Origin of the sequence: Roseivivax isoporae LMG 25204, assembly GCF_000521865.1 — a bacterium.
Lineage (GTDB): Bacteria > Pseudomonadota > Alphaproteobacteria > Rhodobacterales > Rhodobacteraceae > Roseivivax > Roseivivax isoporae.
The window spans coordinates 144,930-168,717 of the sequence record NZ_JAME01000004.1 but is presented as its reverse complement, the minus strand read 5'-3'; the positions used below and the strand labels follow the sequence as shown (position 1 = coordinate 168,717).

Sequence of the window (23,788 nt, the reverse complement as noted above, 5' to 3'; positions counted from 1 at the left end):
GAAGATCCCCGGAAGAGGGAGGACCACCTATGTCGCTACACTTCGCCGCGCTCTTGCGCCGGCACGGGCTGCTCGTCGCCTTCGCGCTGTTTCTCGCGCTCGTCGCGGTGCAGGCGGAGGCGTTCCTGACACCGAGCAACGTGCTCGACGTGCTCCGGCAGGTGTCGATCATCGGGATGATGGCGCTCGGCGTCACCTTCGTCGTGGTGGCGGGACGGCTCGACCTGTCGGTCGGCTCGATGCTCACGCTCCTGACGGTGATCGTCGTCGACCGCACGAACGCCTTCGGCCCCGGCCTCGCCATCCTCGTGACGCTGCTCGCGGGGCTTGCGGCGGGCGCTTGGAACGGGCTTCTCGTGGGAGTGTTCCGGCTCAACGCGCTGATCGTCACGCTGGCGATGCTGTCGTTCCTGCAGGGCCTGACGCTGGCCTATTCCGGCGGCTCGAACGTGAACGTGGCCGACGGGACGACGTGGTTCGCGGCCTTCGGGCGCGGCAGCCTCTGGGGCATCCCCGCGCCGGTGGTGATCTTCGCGCTCAGCGCCGCGGTCCTCGCCTTCGTCCTGAAGCGCACGCGGTTCGGCCGCGCGATCTTTGCCGTCGGCGGCAACGAGACGGCGGCCACCTATTCGGGCATCGACGCGCGGCTCGTGGTCTTTGCCGCCTACTGCCTGTCGGGACTGACCACCGCCATCGCCGCGATCATCATGGGCAGCCGCGTGATGGGGGCGCAGAACACGATCGGCCAGGGCTACGAGCTGACGGTGCTCGCGGGCGTGATCCTCGGGGGCACGTCGCTGCTCGGCGGGTCGGGCAGCATCGGGCGCACGGTGCTGGGCGTCGCCATGCTGGGCTTCATCCAGAACGGGCTCCTGCTCATGGGATATCCCTACTACGTCCAATGGCTCGTGACCTGGGGCATCATCATCCTCGCCGTGTGGATCGACCTCGGCGCCAAGCGCGGGAGGATCCTCGCATGAGCGTCGCCGAAACCCCGCGCCGGGCCGTCGCCGCCGGCGACTGGATCATGCGCAACCACATCTGGGTCTTCCTCGCCCTGACCGTCGCCGTGTTCTCGTTCGCCAGCCCCTATTTCCTGACCGTGAACAACCTCGGCAACCTGCTGACGCAGGGCGCGTTCATCGGCATCCTCGCGGTCGGCATGACGCTCGTCATCCTGAACGGAGAGATCGACCTCAGCGTCGGCGCGACGCTCGCGCTGTCCTGCGCGCTGGCCATCGGCCTGCAGACCTCGATCGGCACATGGCCCGCGGTGATCGCGGCCCTTCTCGCCGGGGCGGGGCTCGGGCTCCTCAACGGGCTGGTCGTCGCGCTGTCGGGCATGCATTCCTTCGTCGTCACGCTCGGCGCGCTGATCGGCATCCGCGGCCTCGTCTTCGTCTACACCGGCGAGAACGCCCTGATGGTCGAGGACTTTGCCTATACCGAGATCGCCGAGGTCTATCTCGGACCGCTCTCGCTGACGGCGCTCGTGTTCTTCGGGCTCGCCGCCGCGTTCCAGTGGCTGCTGACCAACACGCGCCACGGCCGCGAGACCTACGCGGTGGGCGACAACGTCGCCGCCGCCCACGATGCCGGGATCAACGTGAAGCGGCACAAGATCGTCAACTTCACCATCTGCGGAACCATGGCGGCGGTCGCGGGGATCCTGCTGTCCATGCGGCTCGGCACGGCCGAACCCAATGCCGGCCGGATCTGGGAGCTCTGGACCATCATTGCCGTGGTCCTCGGCGGCACCCGGCTCTCGGGGGGCTACGGCAGTCTCTGGATGACCGTGGGCGGGGTGCTCACGCTCGCCGTCCTGCGCAACGGGCTCCGGCTTCTCAACACGCCGAACTACGTGGAGCTGATGGTGATGGGCGGCGTGCTGCTGCTGGCGCTGGCGCTCGACCGGGCGCTCCTGACGCGGGAGGGCGCGCGATGACCACCCCGATCCTGACCGTCGCCGGCATCACCAAGACCTTCCCGGGCGTGCGCGCGCTCTCCGACGTGAGCTTCGACGTCCGCCCCGGCGAGGTGCACGCGCTCGTCGGCGAGAACGGCGCTGGCAAGTCGACCCTGATGAAGGTGCTCGCGGGCCTGCACCAGCCCGATGCCGGGCGCATCGTCCATCACGGCCGCGAGGTCGCCATCGCCTCGCCGCTCGACGCGCGCACCCGCGGCATTCTCCTGATCCACCAGGAGCTGTCGCTGTCGCCGGAACTTTCGGTGGCCGAGAACATCTACCTGGGCGCCTGGCCCACCAACCGTTTCGGCATCCTGCGCAAGCGCGCCATGCGCGAGGCCGCAGCGGCCGCGCTGGAGGCGCTCGGCTGCGATTTCGGGCCGGACGTGCGCGTGGGCACGCTGTCGATCGCCCGCCAGCAGATGGTCGAGATCGCCCGCGCGCAGGCCTTCAACGCGAACCTCGTGATCTTCGACGAACCGACCGCGTCGCTGACCGAGGCGGAGCGCGCGCAGCTCTTCGCGACGGTGGCGCAGCTCCGGTCGCAGGGCGTCGGCATCGTCTACATCAGCCACAAGATGGACGAGATCTTCTCGATCACCGACCGCATCACGGTCCTGCGCGACGGCACGGTGCAGGGCACGGTCGAGACTGCCGCGACCGATGTGGACAGCATCACGCGGATGATGATCGGGCGCGACCTGTCGAGCTACTTCCACCGCGCCCGCGCCGATTTCGGCGAGGAGACGCTGGGCATCGAGGGGCTGCACGTGCCGGGCCTCGTGCACGGGGTCGACCTGTCGGTGCGCGCGGGCGAGGTGCTGGGCCTCTACGGGCTGGTCGGCGCCGGGCGGTCCGAGCTCGTCGAGGCGATCTTCGGCATCCGCCGGGCCAGCGCCGGACGGATGCGCTGGCGCGGCCGCGAGATCCCGCTGCCCACGCCGCGACAGGCGGTCGACCTCGGCCTCGCGCTCGTGCCCGAAAGCCGCAAGGAACAGGGTCTGGTGCTGGGTCTCGGGGGCCGCGACAACATCACCCTGCCGCATCTCGCGCGCTTCTCGACGCTCGGCGTGATGCGCCCGGGCGCGGAGACGCGCGTCTTCGACCGCTTCCGCGACGAGCTGTCGATCAAGACCACCGGGCCCGACCAGCCGGTGGGCCTCCTGTCGGGGGGCAACCAGCAGAAATTCGTGCTGGCCAAGTGGCTCTGCGCCGAGCCGCGGCTCGTGATCCTCGACGAGCCGACGCGCGGCATCGACGTGGGGTCCAAGTCGGCGATCCACGAGCTGATCGCCGGGCTGGCCGAACAGGGGCTCGCGGTGATCGTCATCTCGTCGGAGATGCCCGAGGTGCTGGGGGTCAGCCACCGTATCCTGACCATGGCGGACAGGCGGATCACCGGCAGCTTCACCGGCGACGAGATGACCGAGGAAACGCTGATCGGCGCGGTGTCGGCGGGCCCCGCCGCGCTGCCCTCGGCGGCGGAATGACGGAAAGGACGGAAACCATGGCGGACAAGCCGGAGATCGGGATCGGGCTCGTGGGCGCGGGCTTCATGGGGCGCTGCCATGCCAATGCCTTCCGCGCGGTGTCGGGGCTCTTCGACCTGCCACGCCGGCCGGTGGCGCGCCTTCTTGCCGATGCAACGCCAGAGACGGCAGCGGCCAGTGCCGCGGCCCTGGGCTTTGCCCGCGCGACGGGCGACTGGCGGACGCTCGTGACGGACGCGGAGGTCGACGTGGTCGCCGTGACGGCGCCCAACGCGCTGCACGAACCCGTGGTGCTTGCCGCGATCGCGGGCGGCAAGGCGGTCTATTGCGAGAAGCCGCTGTCGACCACCGCGGCCTCGGCGCGCACCATGATGCAGGCCGCCGAGGCGGCGGGCGTGCCCACGCTCGTCGGCTTCAACTTCCTGCGCAACCCGATGATCCGGCTCGCGCGCGACATCGTGGCCGCGGGCGAGATCGGCCGGATCACCGGCTTCCGCGGCCGGCACGCGGAGAACTACATGGCCGATCCCGACGCGCCGCATTCCTTCCGCACCGATCCCGCGGGCGGTGGCGCCGCGGCGGATATCGGCAGCCACATCGTGTCCCTCGCGCGCCATCTCGTCGGGCCGATTTTGCGGACCTCGGCCGCCTGCACGACGATCCACCGGACGCGGCCCGTGCATCCCGGCAGCGCCGAGCGCGCGCCGGTGGAGGTCGACGACATGACGCACGCGCTCGTCACCTTCGAGGACGGCGCCGCGGGCAGCATCGAGGCGAACTGGGCGGCGACCGGTCGGACCATGGACCTGTCCTTCGAGATCACCGGCACGCGCGGCGCCGTCGCGTTCTCGCAGGAGCGGATGAACGAATTGCTGCTCTGGTCCGCGCGGCCGGGCCGGCAGGGCTACACCCGGATCGAGGCGGGGCCCGACCATCCGCCCTATGGCGCCTTCTGTCCCGCGCCGGGTCATCACCTGGGCTTCAACGACCTCAAGGTGATCGAGGTGGCGGACCTGATCCGCGGCATCGCCGGCCAAGGCGTCCTCTATCCCGACTTCCGCGAGGCGCTGGCGGTGCAGGAGACGGTCGAGGCGATGCAGCGGTCCTCGGCCTCGGGCGGCTGGGAGGACGTCCTGCCACCCTGAGGTACCCGCCCCGCTAGTAGCGCCCGTTCGCGCGCATCAGCGCGTCGCCGCGGTTCTGCGCGTTGCGCAGCGCCTGCGCCACCGGCACCTCGCCGCAGAGCATTGGATGGATCTCCTCGGCGACGATGCACAGGAGTTCGTGGAATTCCGGCACCGGCGGCCGCGGCCAGATCTGCAGCTCGCCCCGGCGCTCCATGGCGTCGACCTGCTTGATGACCGGCGAGGCCGCCTGCACCTCGGGATCGGCCGAGGTGGAGAAGCGCGGCGAGGTCGGGTTGCCGTTCAGCACGTACCATTTCAGCATCTCGGGCCGCGTCAGGTATTCGAGCATCTTCCACGCCCGCTGCAGGCACGCGGCATCGAGTCCGGTGGGGATCGCGAGGGAAAAGCCGCCAATGGGCGACACGCTGCGCGCGCCATTGCCCGGCGGGTGTGCCAGGTAGGCGGTGCGGCCCTGCGCGGGCGAGGCGGCGTCTGCCTCGAACATGCCCGCGCGGATGGTCCAGCCATAGGTCATCGCCGCGTGGCCGCGGGCATAGAGCGCGATCCGCCGGTCCCAGTTGCATTTCAGGCTGTCGCGGTGCGCGTAGGGCAGGAGGCTCAGGAGGAAGTCCGCCGCCTCGTGACCGGCCTCGGTGTCGATCATCGGGCGGCAGTTCGTGCCCCGGATCGCGGTCACGTCGTAGTCGCCGCCGACGACCGGGGCGAGGTCGATCACCGGCTGCCCGAAATCGGCCAGCGTCTGCACGAAACTGTGCGCGACCGGCAGCCCGCGGCCGAAATTCATCACGATGCCCGAGAGATTCATGGCCGAGCGGTGCAGCGCGCGGGCGGCGAACAGCACCTCCTCGGCCGAGGTCGGCAGCGACAGGCCCACCTCGTCGAAGAGATCCTGCCGGCAGAACAGAAGCTCCGGGGTCGGCTGGATCGGCAGGCCGTAATGCCGCCCGTCGAAGGCCGATCCCTTCCACGCCGCCGAATGGAAATCCGAAGCGTTGTAGCGGTGGCGCACGAGCAGGTCGTCGAGCGGCTCGATCGCGCCCGCGCTCGCCAGCTGGCCGATCCACGGCAGATCCACGGCGACGAGGTCGTAGCGTCGCGCGCCGCGCCCGTGATTGTCGAGGATCTCGTCGTGCAGCGCGTCGAGCGGCATGGTCACGATCTCGACCTCGGTGCCGCAGAGCTCGTTCAGGTTGGACGAGAAGTCGCTGAGCGTCTTGAAGGTGGGATCGACGGGACTGAGGATGCGCACCTTGTTCTCGAACCCGATGCCTGCGCGCATGGCCGCGGGATAGGACAGGATCCGCGATGCCATGTAGCCGCCGCCGAAGTAGAAATCGCCCAGTTCGCCCTCGCCTGTGTTGAACCCGAAGGTCTTGCCCACCAGCGCCTTGGTCTGGAGCGCGTAGGACTCGAACTCCTCGATCAGCCGCCGGGTGGGGTGGAGCGAGAAGGACTTGCCCGATTTCGACCGCGGCCGGCGCAGCAGGTAGCCCTCGTCGGTCAGCTCGGTGATGCGCCGCATGGCCGTCCCGTAGGGCACGCCCGCGGCCGAGGCGACCGAGGTCACCGTCAGGAGCCGCCCCTGGAGGTGCCGGCGCATGGCGTAGGAGATGATGTTCCAGCGCGCATCGGTCGTGGCCAGCGACGTCCGCGTCTCGGCGATGCCGCGCAGGCTGTCCACGAAATCGAGCACGCGCAAAAGTTCCTCGCGCGTCACGACCTGTCCTCCCTTTCCCGTGCATAGCGCGCGCGCCCGATCCGCGGCAGGGGCCGTTTCGTCCATTTCTGACATTTCGACCGTTCTGGACCCGCCCTGCCCCGTGGGATGGTCGGACCGCAAGAGGGCGGCAGCGGAGCAGGCGATGGAAGAGGGCAGTTACGATTTCGTCGTGATCGGCGCGGGGTCCGCGGGCTGCGTGGTCGCGGGCCGGCTGTCCGATGCCGGCCACAAGGTGCTGCTGCTCGAGGCCGGAGGCCGCGACCGCAACCCGTGGATCCACATCCCGCTGGGCTACGCAAAGCTCTACGCGAACCCCACGGTCAACTGGTGCTACCGCTCCGAACCCGAGCCGAACCTGAACGGGCGGCGGCTGTTCCAGCCCCGCGGCAAGGTGCTGGGCGGCACCGGCTCGATCAACGGCATGATCTACATGCGGGGCCAGCCCGAGGATTTCGACGGCTGGGCGCGGGCGGGCTGCGACGGCTGGTCCTGGGCCGAGGTGCTGCCCTATTTCAAGAAATGCGAGGACCAGGAACGCGGTCCCGACCAGTTCCACGGCACGGGCGGCCCCGTCGCCGTGTCGGACCTGCCCGAACCGCATGTGCTGGGCGAGGCGTTCCACGCGGCGTCCGAGGCGCTCGGCAGTCCCCGCAACGACGACTTCAACGGTGCGGCGCAGCTCGGCACGGGCTACGTGCAGACCACGACCCGACGGGCGCGGCGCTGGTCCACCGCGCGCGGCTACCTGACGGGACGGATGGCGCGCAACATCGACATCCGCACCGGCGCGCTCGTGGAACGGATCGGCGTCGAGAGCGGACGCGCGGTGTCGGTCACGTGGAAGGGCCCGGGCGGGCGCCGGGTCACGCGGCCCGCGCGCGAGATCGTCCTGTGCGGCGGCGTCTACAACTCGCCCCAGATCCTGCAACGCTCGGGGCTCGGGCCCGCCGACCTCCTGCGCGGGCACGGGATCGACGTGGTGCGCCACATGCCCGACGTGGGCGAGCACCTGCAGGACCATTTCGGCATCGGGCTCGAGTTCCGCTCGCGCGAGCGGTCGACGGTGAACGACATCTACAACAACCCGCTCCTCGGCGGGCGCGAGCTGCTGCGCTACATCCTGTTCCGCACCGGGCCCTTCGCGGACAACGGCAACTATTCCAACACCTTCATCCGCACCGCGCCGCACATCGCGACGCCCGACATGATGGTGACCTTCATGGCCTGGTGCACGGGCGAGGATCTGCGGCCGCGGCCGTTCTCGGGTTTCACCATCCTGGCCGAGCATATCCGCCCCGAGGCGCGCGGGCATTGCCGGCTGAGCGGACCGCGCCCGACCGATCCGCCGAGCATCCGGTTCAACTTCCTCGAGACCGAGGCCGATCGCGACGCGGCGCTCGCCGGGCTGAAGTTCGGCCGCCGCATCAGCCGGACCGAGCCCATGGCCGCCTGCGTCGAGGCCGAGCTGTCGCCGGGCGAGGACGCACGGACCGACGACGACCTGCTCGCGCATTGCCGGGCGAACGGGCTTTCGCTCCTGCACGGGGTCGGCACCTGCCGGATGGGCCCCGCGGCCGACGGCGCCGTGGTCGATCCTCGCCTCAGGGTCCACGGCGTCGCCGGGTTGCGCGTCATCGACGCCTCGATCATGCCGCGGATCGTGTCGGGCAACACCAACGCGGCCGCGATCATGATCGGGGAAAAGGGCACCGACATGGTGCTCGAGGATTGCCGCGCCCGCGCCGCGACGGAATGAGGGGGACGCGATGATCGGGATCGCACTTCTGGGCACCGGCCGGATGGCCCATGTCTACGGGCCGAAGATCGGCGCGCATCCGGGGCTCGACCTCGTCCGGGTCTACAACCACCGGCCGGAAGGCGCCGCGCGCGCCGCCGCCATGTATGGCGGCACGCCGTCGGACGACCTGTCCGCGACGCTGGCCGACCCGGCGGTCGACGCGGTGGTCATCGCCACGCCCACCGCGACGCATCTCGACTACATCGACGCCGCCGCGCGTGCCGGCAAGGCGATCTACTGCGAGAAGCCGCTCGACGGCACGCTCGAGCGCACCGAGCGCTGCCGCGCGGTCCTCGACGCGCATCCGGTGCCGTTCATGCTGGGCTTCAACCGCCGGTTCGATCCCGAAAACGCGCGCCTGCGCGCCGCCGTCCGCGCCGGCGAGATCGGCGCGCTGACCTTCCTCATGAGCTGGTCGCGCGAGCCGGCGCCGCCGCCCCTCGACTACGTGAAATCCTCGGGCGGCTATTTCGTCGACGCCACGATCCACGACATCGACCTCTTGTGCTGGATCGCCGGCGAATGGCCGCACGAGGTTCAGGCGGCGGGGTCCTGCCTGTTCGATCCCGGGATCGGGGCGCTCGGCGACGTGGACGCGACCATGACGACGCTGAAATTCCCCTCGGGCGCGCTTGCGCATGTCAACAATTCCCGGCACTGCGCCTACGGATTCGACCAGCGGCTCGAGGCGTTCGGTCGGGACGGGATGCTGCAGACGCTGAACCGCCGCGACGACGACCTCGTGCGCTGGAGCGGCCGTGCGACCGAGGCCCGCGCACCGCTCAAGCACTTCTTCCTCGAACGCTACGACGAGAGTTTCTCGGCCGCACTCGACGCCTTCCACGATGCTCTGGTCGCGGGCGAGGCGCCCGAGCCCTCGGCCGAGGACGGGCATCGCGCCCTCGGGATCGCGCTCGCCTGCGCGGAGTCCGTGCGCACCGGCCGGACAATCGCGCTCGGCTGAGGGGTCCGCGACGCCGCGTGCGCGTCCGGGGCGTCGGGGTGGCCCCTGCCCCAGATGCGCGGCGTGTCGCGGCGGAGCGCCCCCTGCTCGATCGCGGACATGATCCCGAGCGCGCGACCCGCATCGCCCTTGGCCCGCCGCAGGGCGCAGTGCCATGCGCGGAGCGCCGAGCGCGCGGACCAGGGCAGCACCGCGTCCCGCAGCCAGCCGCGCAGTTCTTTGGGCAGCCGGTCGTATGCCGCCATCGGACAGCCGCGGCGGGCGCGCCGGCGCAGCGCGCTGCGTCCGTTGCCCTGCGCGCTTCGGCGGCTCATGCGGCCTCGGGGGCCTGCCGCCAGGCCGGGAACGGATCGGCGAGGTCGGGGCATGCACGCGGGTCGAAGGACGCCTCCGATCCGGTGAGCGCGGCATCGAGCGCGGCGGTGATCGCCGCCCGGTCCATGCCCGCGCCGATGAAGACGAGTTCCTGCCTGCGGTCGCCGTAAGGCTCCTGCCAGTGGCGCGCGATATAGTCCCGCGCCTGCGGATGATCCGGCCATCGTTCGCGCGGGACGCTCGCCCACCAGTGCCCCATGGGCCGGACCGTGCTGAGCGCGCCGGCGAGCGAGAACTCGGCCAGCCAGTCGGGCCGCGTCGCGATCCAGAAATGCCCCTTGGCCCGGATCACTCCCGGCAGGGGTCCGTTCAGGACGTCGTGGACGCGCTGCGGGTGAAACGGGCGCCGGGCGCGGTAGACGAAGGACGACACGCCGTATTCCTCGGTCTCCGGGACGTGCTCGGCGAAGCCGTAGAGCTCCTTGGCCCAGAGCGGATGGTCATGCGCGGTCCCGAAATCGAAGAGCCTTGTGTCGAAGATGCTGCCGGGCGGGACGCGCCCGAAATCCGTCTCGACGATCCGCGCATCGGGGTTGAGCGCCGTCACGATGAGCCGCGCGGCGTCGCGGCGGTCCTCTCCCGCCTCCGTCACCTTGTTCAGGACGATCACGTCCGCGAACTCGATCTGGTCGACCAGCAGGTCTACCAGCGTGCGCGTGTCGTCCGCGCCCAGGCTCTCGCCCCGGTCGCGCAGGAAATCGTGGCTCGAATAGTCCCGAAGCAGGTTCACCGCGTCCACCACGGTCACCATCGTGTCGAGCCGGGCGACATCCGACAGGCTGCGGCCCTGGGCGTCGCGGAACTCGAATGTCGCGGCCACCGGCAACGGTTCGGACACGCCGGTCGATTCGATCAGGAGGTAGTCGAACCGGCCTTCCGCCGCGAGCCGCCGCACCTCTTCGAGCAGGTCGTCGCGCAACGTGCAGCAGATGCAGCCATTCGTCATCTCCACGAGCCGTTCGTCGGTATGGCTGAGGCCGGCGCCCCCGTCGCGCACGAGGTCGGCATCGATGTTCACCTCCGACATGTCGTTCACGATGACGGCGACCCGCCGGCCATCGCGGTTGTTGAGCACGTCGTTCAGGAGCGTGGTCTTTCCCGCCCCGAGAAAACCGGACAGCACCGTGACGGGAAGGCGGGGATCGGAAGGCGTCATGTCTTTCCTCACATATGTTATATCATAACGTTTAGCTGCAGCGACGCATGCTGCCAAGCCCCGCCGAACGCTTCGGCGGCAATCCTCCCACGCGGACCTTGCCCGCCCCAAGTTTTCTGATAGTTTTTGTCGGACTTGTTCCCCGCCAGGTGCGCCAAGCCGCGGAACCCGCCCGACCCGGAGGACCAGGCATGACACATCGGCACAACGGCGACCGCGGCACGCCGATCGCGACCCTTGGCTACAGCCCCGCGGAACGCGAGGCGCTGCGCGTCGCGCGCCATTTCTTCCAGACCTTCTGCGACCCCGAGCGGCAGGGCTGGATCGCGGCCTTCGGCCACGCGCTGTCCGTGCGCGGGCCCGACGACGGCCCACACCTCGCGCTCGCCACGCTGAACGCGATCCAGACGCTGCGCCGCGTTCGCCGCTCGCCCTTCCGCTTCAACTGCCCGAACTGCCCGGATTGCGCACGCTACGTCTCGGCGAACGAACGCAGCTTCATGAACGCGCTCCGCGCCGCCCTGCGCGGCGATCGCGCGGGAATCGCGGCACATCTGTGGATCCTCTGCGAAGGCAACGATCCCGATGTTGCGGTTCCCGCCTTCGCCCTCCTCGCCGACATCGTGCGGTCACCCGAACCGGTCGACTGACCGGCCGGGCGCCCGCCCTCAGCGCCGGAACTCGATCTCGATGGCAAAGCTGCGCTGCGCGCCCGCGGGCGGCGGCGGGAACGGGGCGGCGCGCTGCACGACCTGCACCGCGGCCCGGTCGAGCGCCCCCGAGCCCGAGCTGCGCGCCACGCCGACCGCCGCGAGTCCGCCCGATCCCGACACGCTGAAGCTGACGCGCGTCGCGCCGGTGCGGTTCATGCGCGGTTTGCCGACGCTTGCGAGCTTGCGCATCACGAGCCCCGGGTAATTGCTGGCCGCCGCATTGCCCGAGGCGCGCGCGGTGCCCTCGCGCGTGCCCTGCTGGACCGACTGCGCGCCCCTCTGGCCCGTCGCCGATCCCGCCCTCGCGTTCTGGTCGGCATTGCCGCGCGGCGCGGCCTGGCGTCGGGGTGCCTCGGCGGGTTCGGTCCGGGGCTGCGGCGCGGGGCGATGCGCCTCCTCGAACGCGGCGCTGCGGCGCGCGGGCCGGGCAGAGCGCGGCGGTGCCGCGCTGTCGGGCTCCTCGGCCGTCAGGGTTTCGGGCTCCGGCGCCTCCACCTGCCCCTCGGGCTCCGCCGGCTCTGCCGGCGCGTCGGGCGGCGGGGGCGCTGCCGCCTCGGGCGTCTCCAGCGCGATGCCGTCCGCGCGCTCGGGCAGAAGCGCCGCCAGCGCGTCGGGTTCCGCGCGCGCCGCCGCCTCGGGCGCGGCCGGCTGCGCTTCGGCCGCCGGTGCGGCGTCCTCGGTCGGCTGCGCCTCGGCGGGCTCGGCGGCCTCGGGCGTCACCGGCTGCGCGGTTTCCGGCGTCGGCTCCACGGGCTCCGCGGTGTCGGTCGCGCTTTCGGCCGACATCGTGCCTGCGACCATGTCGGCGAAACTGCCGAGTTCGGCGACGGCACCGCCCTGCCCGCCCGCGACTTGCGGTTCTTCCTCGGCCCAGAGCGCCCAGGCGAGGCCGGCATGGACGGCGCCCGCCGCGACCAGCGCCGCGATCTTCACGCCTTTCGAGGAGACCACCGAGCGCATCAGTCGAGCCCCCGTTCCGTCACGACCAGCACCCGCGCGGCGCCCGCGGCCCGCAGCGCCCCGGCGACAGAGACCAGTTCCGTCGCGTCGAGATCGCGGTCGGGCACGATCCGGAGCGTCGGCCCGTCGGCACCCGCGGGCGTCTCGGGCGTGGCGAGCGCGAGATAGTCGGCCGGGGTCGCCACGTCCGCGCCGCGATAGCTGAGCCGGCCATCGGGATGGACCACCAGCGCGTCGGGCGGCGCGCGCCCCTCGAGGTCCTCGGTCCGCACGAGATTCAGATCGCCGTCGAGCGGCTGCGCCAGCGTGCCCGCAACCATGAAGAAGACCAGCATCAGGAAGACGATGTTGATGAGCGCGATGGTCGGCTCGCGCCCGGTGCGGCGGGTGTTCTTCCTCATGACGCCCCCACCACGGTCGGTGTCAGCCCCGCGACTCCGCGAAGCTGCACGAGGAGGTCGGTCAGCCGCTGCGCGCTCACGCCGTCGCGGAGCGCGATGAGCAGGACGCGCGGCCCCGCGGCGTCCGGGTCCACCTCGGAGCCGAGCGTGTCCGGCAGCGTGTCGAAGGCGACGTCGCGCCCGTTCAGCCGCACGTCCTCGGCGCCAAGCTGCAGGAAAAGCGGCGGCGCGTCCGAGGACCCGGCGGAGGCGCGCGCGGCGGCGGTCAGCTCCACCTCGGAGAACTTGGAGAAGGTCGAGGTCAGCATGAAGAACAGCAGGAGCAGGAAGATCACGTCGATGAGCGACGTCATCGACAACCGCCTGCGGGTGCGCGCCCTACGCATGGGCCGGCGCGAGATCCGCCTCGGGCGCCTGCGCGCGTGCACCCCGCGGCGCGAGGATCGTGTTGAGCGCCCGCGACGCGGTCACCCGCTCGGCGTCCATCCGTCCCTCGAACCAGCTGAGGGCGAGCGCGGTCGGCATCGCCACGACGAGACCCACCGCGGTGGTCAGGAGCGCCACCCAGATACCCCCGGCAAGGATCGACGGGTCCACCTGCGCGCCGGCATCCTGCAGCGCGCGGAACGCCTCGATCATCCCGAGCACGGTACCGAACAGGCCGAGGAGCGGCGCCAGCTGCGCGACCGAATCGAGGAAGCGGAAGCCCCGTTCGAGCCGGGCGAAGCGCGCCTCGGCCTCGGCCTCGAGGCGGCCCGCGGCATCGCGGCCGCCCTGCCGGGCCATGTCGAGCGCCATGTCGACGACCGGCGCGAGATAGCTGCGCGAGCGCCCGAGCGCCGCGCGCGCCGCCGCGCGGTCGCCGCGATCCCATGCCGCGACCGCCTCGGACAACGCCCGGTGGCGCCCGACGCCCGCGCGCCCGAACTGCCACAGCTTGTAGAGCACGACCGCCAGCGTCAGCACCGACACCGCGATCAGGACAAGGACCACCGGGCCGCCAAGCTCGGCGATCCGCGCGAGGGCATCTCTGAGCGCGGTCATCCCGACACCTCGATCCCGGTCCGGGTCTCGAGCCGCAGATCCGCCTCGCAGGCTCCAGCGCCGAGATCGCCCGCCTCGCAGGTCTCGGCCCCGTTGAACAGCACGCGCCCCAGCCCGTCGCAGCCGGTCTCGGGGATCACGAACTGCCGCACGCGGGTGCGCCCAGCCGGCAGCGCGCCGAAATCGAACAGCGTCAGTCGGTCGACCTGCCCCTCGGCATCGAAGAGGACAGTCTCGAACACCGCCCGGTCGATTGCGGTGGGGTGCCCGTTCATCACCACGAAGGACAGCTTGCAGCTGCCGGCGTCGGTCTCGGCGGCGTTGAGTTCGATCGACAGGCGGGGTCCGAGCTCCTCCTGCGCGGCGGCGGGGCCTGCGGCCCACGCGGCGACAAGTGCCGCCGAGGCCAGTGCAATCGTTCGGGTCATGTCCGTTCCTCGTAGGTGCGTCTCGCGATGCCGGACATGCGTGGCTGACGCTCCGGCGTTGGCTGGCGCATGCGTTTCGGGCAAGTCCCACCACGAATCCGGGCCGAGGGCAATAGCTGATGAAAACTGTCGGAGATTCGCGTTGATCCCGGCCCCGGGGTCTGGGATACCTTTTCCGACGTGATCGATCAGGATTTCCGCCTTCATGAGCTTCCGTCCCTCCGTGACCTCCTTCCTGTCGGACATCCGCCCGGCGGCGCCGCTGGTCTACGGCGCGTGGGAGGGCGCGGTCGCGGACCTGTGGCGCGTCGAGGTGGGGCAGGACGGGCACGGCGCCTATGTCGCGCCCGACCCGCGTTTCGTCGTGGTCCTCGACGAGGGCGAAAGCCCGCTGCGCATCGCCTGCGACGGGACGGAGGGCGCGGAGCCCGTGCGCGTCGCCTACGTGCCGGCGGGGGTCCCGGTGCGAGCGCGGTTCTCGCGGTGCGGCGGGCTCTGCCATCTCGACCTGCATTTCGACGGCGAACACCTGCGCCGGCGTCTCGTCGCGGCGGGCATCGCGGCGGACGACGTCCTCGCGCGCCCGGTCTTCCTGCGCGAGGCGCCCGAGGTCGCGGCGATCGCCCGGCTCCTGGCCGCCGAGATCGCGTCGGACGCACCCTCGCCGCTCGTGCGCGACGGGCTCGGGCTCGCACTTGCCGGCCGCGTGCTGGCCGAGGGGTGCAGCGCCCGTCCCGCGCCGGTCCGCGGCGGCCTCGCTCCCCACCAGCTGGCCGCCGTCGAGGCGCTGATGCGGCGCGAGATGGGACGCCGCCTGACCGTGTCGGACATGGCCGACAGCGTCGGCCTGTCGGAAAGCCGCTTTGCCCACGCCTTCCGCGAGAGCCGGGGCGAAAGCCCGCACCGCGCCCTGCAGGCCCTGCGGGTCGAGGCCGCGCAGGCCCATCTGCGCGCCGGCGACCGCAGCATCGCCGACATTGCCGCCGATGTCGGCTTCGCCGACCAGGCGCACCTGACCCGCGCCTTCGCGGCACGCACCGGCATGACCCCCGGCGCCTGGCGCCGCGCCCTGCGGGGGAGTTCGGAGCAGGATCGCACAATTCCCGACAGTTTCAGTCAAGACAGGCCCGCCGCGCTTCGGTAGCTGGCGGGAAACGATCGGCACCGCGCGCCCCCGGGCGCGCGCGGGGTCCGGACATGTCGAGGGGAACCATCATGACGAAACGGAGCGGGGTCACACGGGCGACGCTTGCCGCGACCACCATCCTCGCCGGCGGCATCGCCGCGCCGGTTGCCGCACAGGACGGGTCGGTCGACCTGGGCCAGATCACGTTCGAGGTGCAGGGCGCCGAGCCCGTGGGCGACGCGGTCAACCCCGAGACGCTGTCGGGCATGAAGACCGCGACCGGGATCACCGAGGTGCCGCAATCGGTCAGCGTGGTCGGACGCGAGACCTTCGACCGCGAGACGCCGCGCAAGGTCGACCAGGTGCTGCGCGACGTGGCCGGGGTGCAGTCGCAGCTCTACGGCTACGACAGCGACACGAACTGGTTCTACGTCCGCGGGTTCAACGCCTTCGACACCGGCGCCTTCATGGACGGCCTGTCGCTGTTCTCCTATGGCTTCGGCACGTTCTACGTCGATCCGTTCCTGCTCGACCGGGTCGAGGTTCTGAAGGGCCCCTCCTCGATGCTCTACGGCGCATCGAGCCCGGGCGGCGTCGTCAACTACGTCTCGAAACTGCCCGACGGGACCGAGGGCCGCTCGCTGAGCTTCGGCGCCGACAGCGAGGGCCGCGCCTGGGTCCAGGGCGAGGCGGCGGTTCTCGTGGGCAGCGACCTGTCCTACCGCATCGGCGGCAAGCTGCAGCGCCAGGACGGACACGGGATGTTCGATCCGGGCCTCGAAGGCGTGGTCTACGGCGGCGCGACCCGCGCCTTCGCCGACGGCAGCCGTCTGACCTTCCACCTGTCCTATACGGACATGGACGAGGACCACGTGGGCGGGCAGTTCCTGCCGTATTACGGCACCGAGCGCGACGCCCCGTTCGGCAGGTTCGACGACTACTTCAACGCGGGCAACCCGGACTCCGACGAATACGACCGCGAGCAGCTCATCGCCACCGGCATCTATCGCCGGGATGTCGCCGGCTGGGAGATGACCGACACGTTCCGCCTCGGCTACGCCGACATCGAGGAACTCTACCAGTATCCCAACGGCTACGAGAGCGGACAGGTGCCGCAGCCCGGCGACGGCCTGAGCCCGGTCCTGTTTCACCACGACAGCTACGCCACGATCGCCCAGAACGACCTGCGCTTCACCCGCGAGGTGGCCACCGCCGGCGTCAGTCACGACCTGCTGGTCGGTCTCGACGCGCGCCGCTACCGGCTCGACGAGGAGCAGTCGAGCTATTTCGACGCGGCCAACCCGCTGCCGCCGATCGACCCCACGGATCCGGACCGCGACATCGACCTGCCGGCAACGAACAACACCTATATCGACGGCGTGCGGGTGCAGGACCAGATCGGCCTCTACGTGCAGGACCAGCTGCGCTGGGGCGACGGCTGGATCGCCACCGTGAACGGTCGGTACGACCGGGTCTGGTCCTCCTTCGACGACCAGGGGCCGGCCGACAGCGACCTCGACCGCGTGGACGACGCGTTCACGTGGCGACTCGCGCTCGCGCGGGAATTCGGCAGCGTCACGCCCTACGCGACGGTCGGCACATATTTCAATCCGCAGGTGCTCGACGCGTTCTCCGCCAATTCCGAGGACGCCGATCCCGAAACCGGCCGGCAGGTGGAGCTGGGCGTGAAATGGCAGCCGAACCCGTCGTCGCTGGTCACCTTCGCGCTGTTCGACATCCAGCGCGAGAACGTGTCGCAGTCGCTGGTCGCGAACGGCACGATCGACGCCCGCACCCTGGGCGAGGTCAGCTCGCGCGGGTTCGAGATCGAGGCGGACGTGGCGCTTTCCGAGGCGTTCCGGCTGCGCGCGGCCTATACCGACCTCGACGTCACGATCGACGACTATTCTCCCGACACCACAATCGAGGGCAAGACGCCGCAATCGGTGATCGAGGAGTTCGGGTCGCTGCAGCTCGCCTACACGCCGCTCGCCCTGCCCGAGCTCGAGCTGCGGCTCGGCGCGCGCTACCGCGGGGACAGCTGGGCGGACAACGCCAACACGCTGTCGGTGGACGGCGCGTGGCTCTTCGACGCCGGGGCGACATGGGACTTCGCGGAGAACTGGACCGCCGACCTGAACGTCACCAACCTTGCCGACGAGCGCTACACCGCGAGCTGCCAGACCTCGTTCGGCGTCTCCTCGTGCTGGCAGGGCGAGGGCCGCGTGGTCAGCCTAGGGATCACCCGGTCGTTCTGAGCATCGCGCCGCCGCAGGCATCGACGGGCGTCCCCTCGGGGGCGCCCGTGTCGCGTCAGGGGATCACGCCGCATCCTTGCGCAGCGGGCAGTTGAGGCAGGCCGCACCCGACACCGACAGGTAGCGGCAGCAGCCGCCGCGTCGCGCGATCCGGTCGGCCGACAGCCGGAGCTGCCTGTTCGCGAAGGGCGCGCCGTACCGGCCGAGGACCTCGGCCGCGCGGTCGGGCGCCCCGGCCTGCATCCAGCCCCACGCAAGCCCGTCACCCGCGATCCGCCAGAGCGCACGCGGCGCGAGCGGGCCGGCATAGGCCAGCGCGTTGACCGAGGGCGCAAGGAGCCGCGCCACGGCAAAGCTCGCGCCCGGCCCGGTCGCGGCCGCCGTGACTGGCGGCGGCGTCGCGTCGAGGTCGAGCGTCAGGAACCCCTCCGGCCCGAGGCGGGCCGTCAGCGCCACCGCCTCCGCGTCGACGCGCGCGAGCGAACGTCCCTCGGCATCCCAGCGGGCCAGCACCGGCCCCGCGACATGCGCGAGCACGTTCATCACCTAGGCTGCGTGGTCGCGGCGCGACATCGCCGGCATCGGCCCCGCGTTCAGCGCCACGAGGTCGTCCGCCACATGACCCGTGGTCGCGAGCGTGAAGGCGAAGGTCACTCCGTCACCACCGGGCCTTCGCCCGCGAGCGCGGTCTCGAGCGCCGGGACGAGTAGGTCCAGCGCGTAGGGCAGGCTCAGGAGCGAGGCATGCGACAGCGCGCCCGACAGGAGCCTGCCCGCGAGCACCTCCTGCCCCGCCCGCGTCGCACCGAGGAAGCCGCGGGTCACCAGCGCCTCGACAGCCGCGTGGTCGCCGTCGGTCGAGAGCCACAGGATGAGGTCGGCGTCGAGCACCGACAGCGCCTCCTCGCTCAGTGTCACCGCGAAGGGATTGCCGCCGCCCGCCGCCGCGTCGATGGCGGCCGGCGTCTCGAAGCCCAGCTGCGCCAGGAGCTGCGCGCGCAGGTCGGCCGAGGTGTAGGCACCGGGCGTGCCGGCCATCGCGTAGGCTACGCTGGCGGTGCGGCCGTCCCAGTCCGGATGCGCGGCCGCGATCGCGGCCAGCCGCGCCTCGATGGCGCGCACCTGCGCCTCGGCTGCGCCGGCGCGGCCCGTGGCGCGGCCGGCGATCCGGGCGCGCTCGTCCCACGGCAGCTCGTAGTCGCCGACGCCCTCGGGCACCGCCACGACGGGCGCGATGCGGCTCAGCTGGGCGTAATCGGCCTCGGTGATGCCGGACCAGAGCGCGAGGATCACGTCCGGATCGGCGGCGGCGACACGTTCGTAATCGATCTCGCCGCTCAGGACGACGGGATCGCTCGTCAGGCGCGGCGCGGCCCAGGGCCAGAGCGGGCCGTCGAAATCCCCGTACCAGTAGCGCAGCGCCACCGGCTCTATGCCGAGCGCGAGAAGGTCGTCGGCGCCGGCAAAATCGAGGGTCGCCACGCGCTCGGGCGGCGCGTCGATCACCGTCTCGCCGAACTTGTGCGCGATGGTCAGGGGGAAGTCCTGCGCGCGCGCCGGCAGCGCCAGCGCGGCGAGGAACAGGACGAGGGAGAGAAGGCGCAGGATCACGATCCGTCCTTTCGTTGCGTGCGAAGCATGAGGAGCGCGAAGCACGGCGCGCCCACGAGCGCGGTCACGAGCCCCGCGGGCACGTGCGCCGTCCCGAAGGCCGCGCGGCCGGCGAGGTCGGCGCCCATGACCAGCGCCGCGCCCACGCACCAGGTCAGCGCGAGATGCAGGCCCGGGCCCGACGGCGCGATCCGCCGCGCGGCATGCGGGGCGAGGAGCCCGACGAACGTCACCGGACCCGCCACCGCGACCGAGGCCGAGGCGAGCGCGACCGACGCGACGAGGAGCCCGGTGCGAACCCGCGCCACCCGGTGGCCGAGCCCCGTCGCCACGTCCTCGCCGAGCCGCAGCGCCGCGAGCGGACGCGCGGCCATGGCGCAGAGGAGCGCGGCGGCGAGCGTCGCCAGCACGAGGCGCCGCACCTCGTCCCAGGCGGCGGCGCGCACGGATCCCGAGAGCCACCCGAGCGCCTCGTGCGCCTCGGTGATCCGGCCGTAGGTCAGGATCGCCGTGGTCGCGGCGGCCAGGAAGGCCGCGAGCCCGATCCCGGTCAGCAGGAACCGCACCTGCGCGCCGCGCGCCTCGCCGCCCGACAGCGCGAGGATCACGCCGGCCACCGCGAGCCCGCCGCCGAAGGCCGCGGGCGCGCGCCAGGCATCGGACGCAGCCGGGACCAGCACGACCAGCACGATGACGGCGAGCCCCGCGCCCTGGCTCACGCCCACGAGCGCCGGATCGGCCAGCGGATTGCGCGTCGTGCCCTGCAGCAGCGCCCCCGACACGGCGAGGAGCCCGCCTGCCATGAGCGCGGTCAGCGCGCGCGGCAGCCGGAATTCGGTCGCCACGAGCGTCGCGCGATCGGAGGCGGAGCCGGCAAGCGCCGACAGCGCCTCGCCGAGCCCGATCGCGGTGCTGCCGGTCCCGAGGCTCGCGAGAAGCAGCACCAAGAGGAGCCCACAGAGGAGCGCGAGCGCCGTCGCGGCGCGTGCCGGCACCTCCAGCGCCACGCGGTGCCCTAGGGTGGAGACGCGCAGCACCCTCATGCGCGCGCCCGGATCAGCGCGACGAAGACGGGCGCGCCCACGAGTGCCGTGAGGATGCCCGCGGACACCTCGGCCGGTGCGAGCAGCGTGCGCCCGAGCGTGTCCGCGGCGAGGAGGTAGACCGCGCCGAGCAGGGCGCTGGCGGGCACGAGCCGCGCGTAGCCCGTGCCGAAGACGAGCCGCGCGGCGTGCGGCACGGTCAGGCCCACGAAGGCGAGCGGCCCGGCGAGCGCGACCGCGCCCGCGGTCAGCGCGACGACGGCAGCGAAGGCCGCCGCGCGGGTGCGGCCCACGCGGACGCCGAGTGCCTGCGCGGTCTCGTCGCCGAGGGCGAGCACCGTCAGCTTCGGCGCGACGGCGAGCGCCAGCGCGCCTCCGACCGCGACGGCCGGCGCCACGGTGGCGACGAGCGGCATCCGCACCCCGGCGAGCGAGCCCGAGAGCCAGACGCGCAGGTCCTCGAAGCTGCGCGCGTCGAGAAGGTTCAGGAGCATGGTGAGCGCGGCGAGGAACGCGGTGACCGCCGCCCCCGCGAGGATCGGTGTCAGGAGACCCGCGCCACCGCCGGCGGCCAGCGTGAGCACCAGCACCATGGCGGCCCCGCCCGCGGCGCCCGCGGCGGCGAGCACCGGCAGCGCCGCGGGAGTGTCGATGCCGAAGAGCCCCTGCCCCGCGACGACGGCGAGCGCCGCGCCGGCGAGCAGCCCGAAGAGGCCCGGCTCGGCCAGCGGATTGCGTGTCGCGCCCTGCATCAGGGCGCCCGCCACCGCGAGCGCGGCGCCCGCCAGCACGGCGCCGAGGGCCCGCGGCAGGCGGATCTGGGTCACCACTGCCGCCTCGTAGCTGTCGCCCCCCGACCAGAGCGCGTCGAGCGCCGCGCCGATGGGCACCGCGTGCGCGCCCGCCGTCACGTGCCAGCCGAGCGCCGCCAGCAGCAGGAGGCCCAGTGCGGCGGGAGCTGCGAGCGTCCGGCCGGTCATGCGGCGATCCGCGGCAGGCAGACCGGCCGCCCGGTGCGCGGATCCGCAATCACCTGCGCGTCGAGCCCGAAGACGCGCCCGAGGGTCGCCTCGGTCATCACCTCGGTCGGCGTACCGCGGGCGTCGACGCGGCCTTCGCGCAGCATGACGATGCGGTCCGCAAAGGCCGCGGCCAGGTTCAGGTCGTGCAGCACCACGAGAACCGTGCGCCCTTCGCGCGCGAGACGAGCCAGGAGCCGCATGATGTCGAGCTGCACCGCGAGGTCGAGCCATGTGGTGGGCTCGTCCAGCAGCAGGATCGGCGTCTCCTGCGCCAGCGTCATGGCGATCCAGCAGCGCTGCCGCTGCCCGCCTGACAGCGCGTCGAGCGGCCGGTCGGCGAAATCCGCGACGTCGGTCGCGCGGAGCGCACGCTCGATGGCCGCGTCGTCGGCCGCCGACCAGTGGCGCACGAGGCCGCGGTGCGGATGGCGCCCCTGCGCCACGAGATCGCGCACCCGCATGCCTTCGGGCAGGATCGGCGCCTGCGGCAGGAAGGCCAGGCGCCGCGCCGCCTTGCGGGCGGAGAGCCGCGCGCGCGGCACGCCGCCGATCTCGACCGTCCCCGCGCCCGGCCGCAGCACGCCCGCGATGGCGCGCAGGAGCGTCGACTTTCCGCAGCCGTTCCGCCCGAGAAGCACCGTCATCTCGCCCGGTGCCACGTCCATGTCCACGTCCCGGAGCGCCTGCGTGTCGCCGCGCCGCACACTCAGACCGCGGACGGCGATCCGGCCGGAGATGTCGGAAGCTGTGGATGTGGCTGTAGCGGCGTCGGCCATGGCGGCGCAATCCCGATAAGTTCGCTCAGGATTGGTGTCCCAGACATTGGCCCGGGCTGCAAGACCCCGCTGCGCTCAGGCGGCGGCGAGGCCCGCATATCGGCCGCCGCGCGCGATGAGATCGTCGTGCGTGCCGATCTCGACGATGCGCCCGGCGTCCATCACCGCGATCCGCGTCGCCTCGCGCACGGTGCCGAGCCGGTGCGCGATGACGAGCGTGGTGCGGCCGCGCGAGAGCTCGGCGAGCGAGGCCTGGATGCGCCGCTCGGTCTCGGTGTCGAGCGCCGAGGTCGCCTCGTCGAGGATCAGGATCGGCGGGTTGCGCAGGAAGATGCGGGCAATGGCGACGCGCTGCTTCTGCCCGCCCGACAGCGTCACGCCGCGCTCGCCCACCACGGTGTCGAGCCCGTCGGGCAGGTCCTCGATCATCTCGGCGAGCCGCGCCTTGCGCGCGGCCTCGCGGATCTCGGCCTCGGTGGCGTCGAGCCTTCCGTAGGCGATGTTCTCGCGCAGCGTACCGCCGAACAGGAACACGTCCTGGCTGACGATCCCGACCTGCCGGCGCAGCGAGCGCAGGGTCATGTCGGCGACGTCGCGCCCGTCGATCAGGATGCGGCCCGATTGCGGTTCGTAGAAGCGCGGCACCAGCGACAGGAGCGAGGACTTGCCGGCGCCCGAGGCGCCGACGAAGGCCACCGTCTCGCCCGGCGCCACGTCGAGCGTGACCGATCCCAGCACGGGGCGGTCGGGATCGTAGCCGAAGGTGACGTCGTCGAAGGTGACGCGGCCCGAGAATGGCGGCGCCTCGCTGGCGCCCGGGCGGTCCTCGACATCGGGACGGATCGCCATGAGCTCGAGATAGCGGCGGAAGCCCGCGATGCCGCGGGGATAGAGCTCGATCACCGCGGCGATCTTCTCGAGCGGACGGAAGAACAGTCCGACGAGCAGCAGGAACGCGACGTAGCCGCCGGTGGTCAGCGCGCCGTCGAGCACGAATGCCGCGCCCACCACCATGACCGCCACCTGCACGAAGCGCATGCCCATGTAGTTGAGCGTCGAGGAGGCCGCCATGACCCGGTAGGCCGAGAGCTTGGTGTCGCGGTAGCGCGCGTTGTCGCGGGCAAAGAGCCGCTTCTCGTGGTCCTCGTTGGCGAAGGCCTGCACCACGCGGATGCCGCCCACGTTCTCCTCCAGCCGGACGTTGAAGTCGGCGACGCGGGCGTAGATCGACCGCCAGGTGCGCGTCATGCGCCCGCCGAAGACCATTACGATGCCGACGCAGACCGGCACGATGGCCGCGGTGATCAGCGCGAGCTCGACGTCGATCGCCACCATCATGAGGAACGCGCCGACGAAGGTCATGATCGCCACGAACAGGTCCTCGGGGCCGTGATGGGCGACCTCGCCGATCTCCTCGAGGTCGCGCGTCACCCGCGCCACCAGCTTGCCGGTGCGGATGCGGTCGAAATACGAGAACGACAGCCGCTGCAGCTGGTCGAAGGCGCGGCGGCGCATCTCGGTCTCGATGTTGATGCCGAGCATGTGGCCCCAGTAGATCACCACCGCCATGAGCCCGGTGTTGACCGCGTAGACCACCACGAGCCCGAGCGCCGCGAGGATCGTCAGCGTCAGGTCGCCGCGCGGCAGCAGCACGTCGATGAAGAGCTTGATGGCGAAGGGAAAGGCGAGCTCGAGCAGACCCGACAGCACCGCGCTGCCGAAATCGAGCCAGAACAGGCCCTTCCACGGTCGGTAATAGGCGGCGAATTCTCGGATCATGGGCGCATGCC

Annotated in this window: 22 protein-coding genes and 1 pseudogene; 9 read left to right on the top strand and 14 right to left on the bottom strand. The window is 71.7% G+C overall.

The genetic code is table 11. The annotated features are described in order from the left end of the window. Positions 1–29 precede the first annotated feature (29 nt). Genes RISW2_RS03900 through RISW2_RS03885 form a run of 4 tightly spaced genes read left to right on the top strand, consistent with a single transcriptional unit; the run spans position 30 to position 4,601 of the window. Complete coding sequence (locus RISW2_RS03900; protein WP_043766890.1) at positions 30–980, top strand: ABC transporter permease; 951 nt, start codon at positions 30–32, stop codon at positions 978–980. Further along, the gene (locus tag RISW2_RS03895) at positions 977–1,945 is read left to right on the top strand and encodes an ABC transporter permease (protein WP_051491782.1); all 969 of its coding nucleotides are present in this window, start codon (positions 977–979) and stop codon (positions 1,943–1,945) included. Before RISW2_RS03900 ends, RISW2_RS03895 begins: the two co-directional genes overlap by 4 nt. Further along, the gene (locus RISW2_RS03890; RefSeq protein WP_043766886.1) at positions 1,942–3,456 is read left to right on the top strand and encodes a sugar ABC transporter ATP-binding protein; all 1,515 of its coding nucleotides are present in this window, start codon (positions 1,942–1,944) and stop codon (positions 3,454–3,456) included. The genes RISW2_RS03895 and RISW2_RS03890 overlap by 4 nt, the downstream gene beginning before the upstream one ends. Before the next feature lie 17 nt (positions 3,457–3,473). Continuing rightward, a complete protein-coding gene (locus RISW2_RS03885; RefSeq protein WP_043766883.1) occupies positions 3,474–4,601 on the top strand; it encodes a Gfo/Idh/MocA family protein in 1,128 nt (375 codons plus the stop codon). Between the two features lie 13 nt (positions 4,602–4,614). Here the strand turns inward: RISW2_RS03885 and RISW2_RS03880 are convergent, their stop codons facing one another. After that, a complete protein-coding gene (locus RISW2_RS03880; RefSeq protein ID WP_043766879.1) occupies positions 4,615–6,321 on the bottom strand; it encodes an ABC transporter substrate-binding protein in 1,707 nt (568 codons plus the stop codon). 145 nt (positions 6,322–6,466) lie between these two features. Here RISW2_RS03880 and RISW2_RS03875 point away from each other — a divergent pair, with 145 nt between their 5' ends. Both RISW2_RS03875 and RISW2_RS03870 read left to right on the top strand, forming a co-directional pair. Continuing rightward, positions 6,467–8,080, top strand: a complete 1,614-nt coding sequence (locus RISW2_RS03875; RefSeq protein WP_043766875.1) for a GMC family oxidoreductase — start codon at positions 6,467–6,469, stop codon at positions 8,078–8,080. Positions 8,081–8,090: 10 nt separating this feature from the next. Then, complete coding sequence (locus tag RISW2_RS03870; protein ID WP_043766872.1) at positions 8,091–9,086, top strand: Gfo/Idh/MocA family protein; 996 nt, start codon at positions 8,091–8,093, stop codon at positions 9,084–9,086. A 77-nt stretch (positions 9,087–9,163) separates the two neighbouring features. On the opposite strand, the pseudogene RISW2_RS25795 reads toward RISW2_RS03870, so the two are convergent. After that, positions 9,164–9,400: pseudogene (locus RISW2_RS25795) on the bottom strand (DUF6525 family protein); the annotation flags it as partial. After that, positions 9,397–10,617: a GTP-binding protein gene (locus RISW2_RS03865; RefSeq protein WP_043766869.1), complete on the bottom strand. Its 1,221-nt coding sequence runs from the start codon at positions 10,615–10,617 to the stop codon at positions 9,397–9,399. The gene RISW2_RS03865 and the pseudogene RISW2_RS25795, both read right to left, overlap by 4 nt. Before the next feature lie 191 nt (positions 10,618–10,808). Between RISW2_RS03865 and RISW2_RS03860 the strand changes: the two genes are divergently transcribed. Then, entirely contained in the window at positions 10,809–11,267 is a 459-nt protein-coding gene (locus tag RISW2_RS03860; RefSeq protein ID WP_051491781.1) for a hypothetical protein, read from the top strand. 18 nt (positions 11,268–11,285) lie between these two features. Here RISW2_RS03860 and RISW2_RS03855 read toward each other — a convergent pair whose 3' ends face one another. Genes RISW2_RS03855 through RISW2_RS03835 form a run of 5 tightly spaced genes read right to left on the bottom strand, consistent with a single transcriptional unit; the run spans position 11,286 to position 14,163 of the window. Then, the gene (locus RISW2_RS03855; RefSeq protein WP_043766866.1) at positions 11,286–12,290 is read right to left on the bottom strand and encodes a TonB family protein; all 1,005 of its coding nucleotides are present in this window, start codon (positions 12,288–12,290) and stop codon (positions 11,286–11,288) included. Beyond that, a complete protein-coding gene (locus tag RISW2_RS03850; protein ID WP_043766862.1) occupies positions 12,290–12,691 on the bottom strand; it encodes an ExbD/TolR family protein in 402 nt (133 codons plus the stop codon). The genes RISW2_RS03855 and RISW2_RS03850 overlap by 1 nt, the downstream gene beginning before the upstream one ends. Further along, positions 12,688–13,044, bottom strand: coding sequence for a biopolymer transporter ExbD (locus tag RISW2_RS03845; protein WP_043766860.1), 357 nt, complete (start codon positions 13,042–13,044; stop codon positions 12,688–12,690). Before RISW2_RS03845 ends, RISW2_RS03850 begins: the two co-directional genes overlap by 4 nt. 25 nt (positions 13,045–13,069) lie before the next feature. After that, positions 13,070–13,735 carry a MotA/TolQ/ExbB proton channel family protein gene (locus tag RISW2_RS03840; RefSeq protein ID WP_043766856.1) on the bottom strand — a complete coding sequence of 222 codons (666 nt, stop codon included), beginning with the start codon at positions 13,733–13,735 and terminating at the stop codon, positions 13,070–13,072. Further along, positions 13,732–14,163 (bottom strand): hypothetical protein, encoded by a 432-nt coding sequence (locus RISW2_RS03835; protein ID WP_043766854.1) that lies wholly within the window; start codon positions 14,161–14,163, stop codon positions 13,732–13,734. The genes RISW2_RS03840 and RISW2_RS03835 overlap by 4 nt, the downstream gene beginning before the upstream one ends. Before the next feature lie 205 nt (positions 14,164–14,368). On the opposite strand from RISW2_RS03835, the gene RISW2_RS03830 reads away from it, so the two are divergent. Both RISW2_RS03830 and RISW2_RS03825 read left to right on the top strand, forming a co-directional pair. Continuing rightward, positions 14,369–15,307 (top strand): helix-turn-helix domain-containing protein, encoded by a 939-nt coding sequence (locus tag RISW2_RS03830; RefSeq protein WP_051491780.1) that lies wholly within the window; start codon positions 14,369–14,371, stop codon positions 15,305–15,307. Positions 15,308–15,378: 71 nt separating this feature from the next. Continuing rightward, the gene (locus RISW2_RS03825) at positions 15,379–17,547 is read left to right on the top strand and encodes a TonB-dependent siderophore receptor (RefSeq protein WP_051491779.1); all 2,169 of its coding nucleotides are present in this window, start codon (positions 15,379–15,381) and stop codon (positions 17,545–17,547) included. Positions 17,548–17,610: 63 nt separating this feature from the next. On the opposite strand, the gene RISW2_RS03820 is transcribed toward RISW2_RS03825, so the two are convergent. The 6 genes from RISW2_RS03820 to RISW2_RS03795 form a co-directional block, all read right to left on the bottom strand. After that, complete coding sequence (locus RISW2_RS03820) at positions 17,611–18,090, bottom strand: hypothetical protein (RefSeq protein WP_043766852.1); 480 nt, start codon at positions 18,088–18,090, stop codon at positions 17,611–17,613. A gap of 107 nt (positions 18,091–18,197) precedes the next feature. Next, positions 18,198–19,157, bottom strand: coding sequence for an ABC transporter substrate-binding protein (locus tag RISW2_RS03815; RefSeq protein WP_156943776.1), 960 nt, complete (start codon positions 19,155–19,157; stop codon positions 18,198–18,200). After that, complete coding sequence (locus RISW2_RS03810; protein WP_043766849.1) at positions 19,154–20,200, bottom strand: FecCD family ABC transporter permease; 1,047 nt, start codon at positions 20,198–20,200, stop codon at positions 19,154–19,156. Before RISW2_RS03810 ends, RISW2_RS03815 begins: the two co-directional genes overlap by 4 nt. Next, entirely contained in the window at positions 20,197–21,180 is a 984-nt protein-coding gene (locus RISW2_RS03805; protein ID WP_043766847.1) for a FecCD family ABC transporter permease, read from the bottom strand. Before RISW2_RS03805 ends, RISW2_RS03810 begins: the two co-directional genes overlap by 4 nt. Beyond that, on the bottom strand, positions 21,177–21,998 hold the full coding sequence (locus RISW2_RS03800; protein ID WP_051491778.1) for an ABC transporter ATP-binding protein: 822 nt from the start codon (positions 21,996–21,998) through the stop codon (positions 21,177–21,179). Before RISW2_RS03800 ends, RISW2_RS03805 begins: the two co-directional genes overlap by 4 nt. A gap of 75 nt (positions 21,999–22,073) precedes the next feature. Beyond that, positions 22,074–23,777: an ABC transporter ATP-binding protein gene (locus RISW2_RS03795; RefSeq protein ID WP_043766844.1), complete on the bottom strand. Its 1,704-nt coding sequence runs from the start codon at positions 23,775–23,777 to the stop codon at positions 22,074–22,076. Positions 23,778–23,788 lie beyond the last annotated feature (11 nt).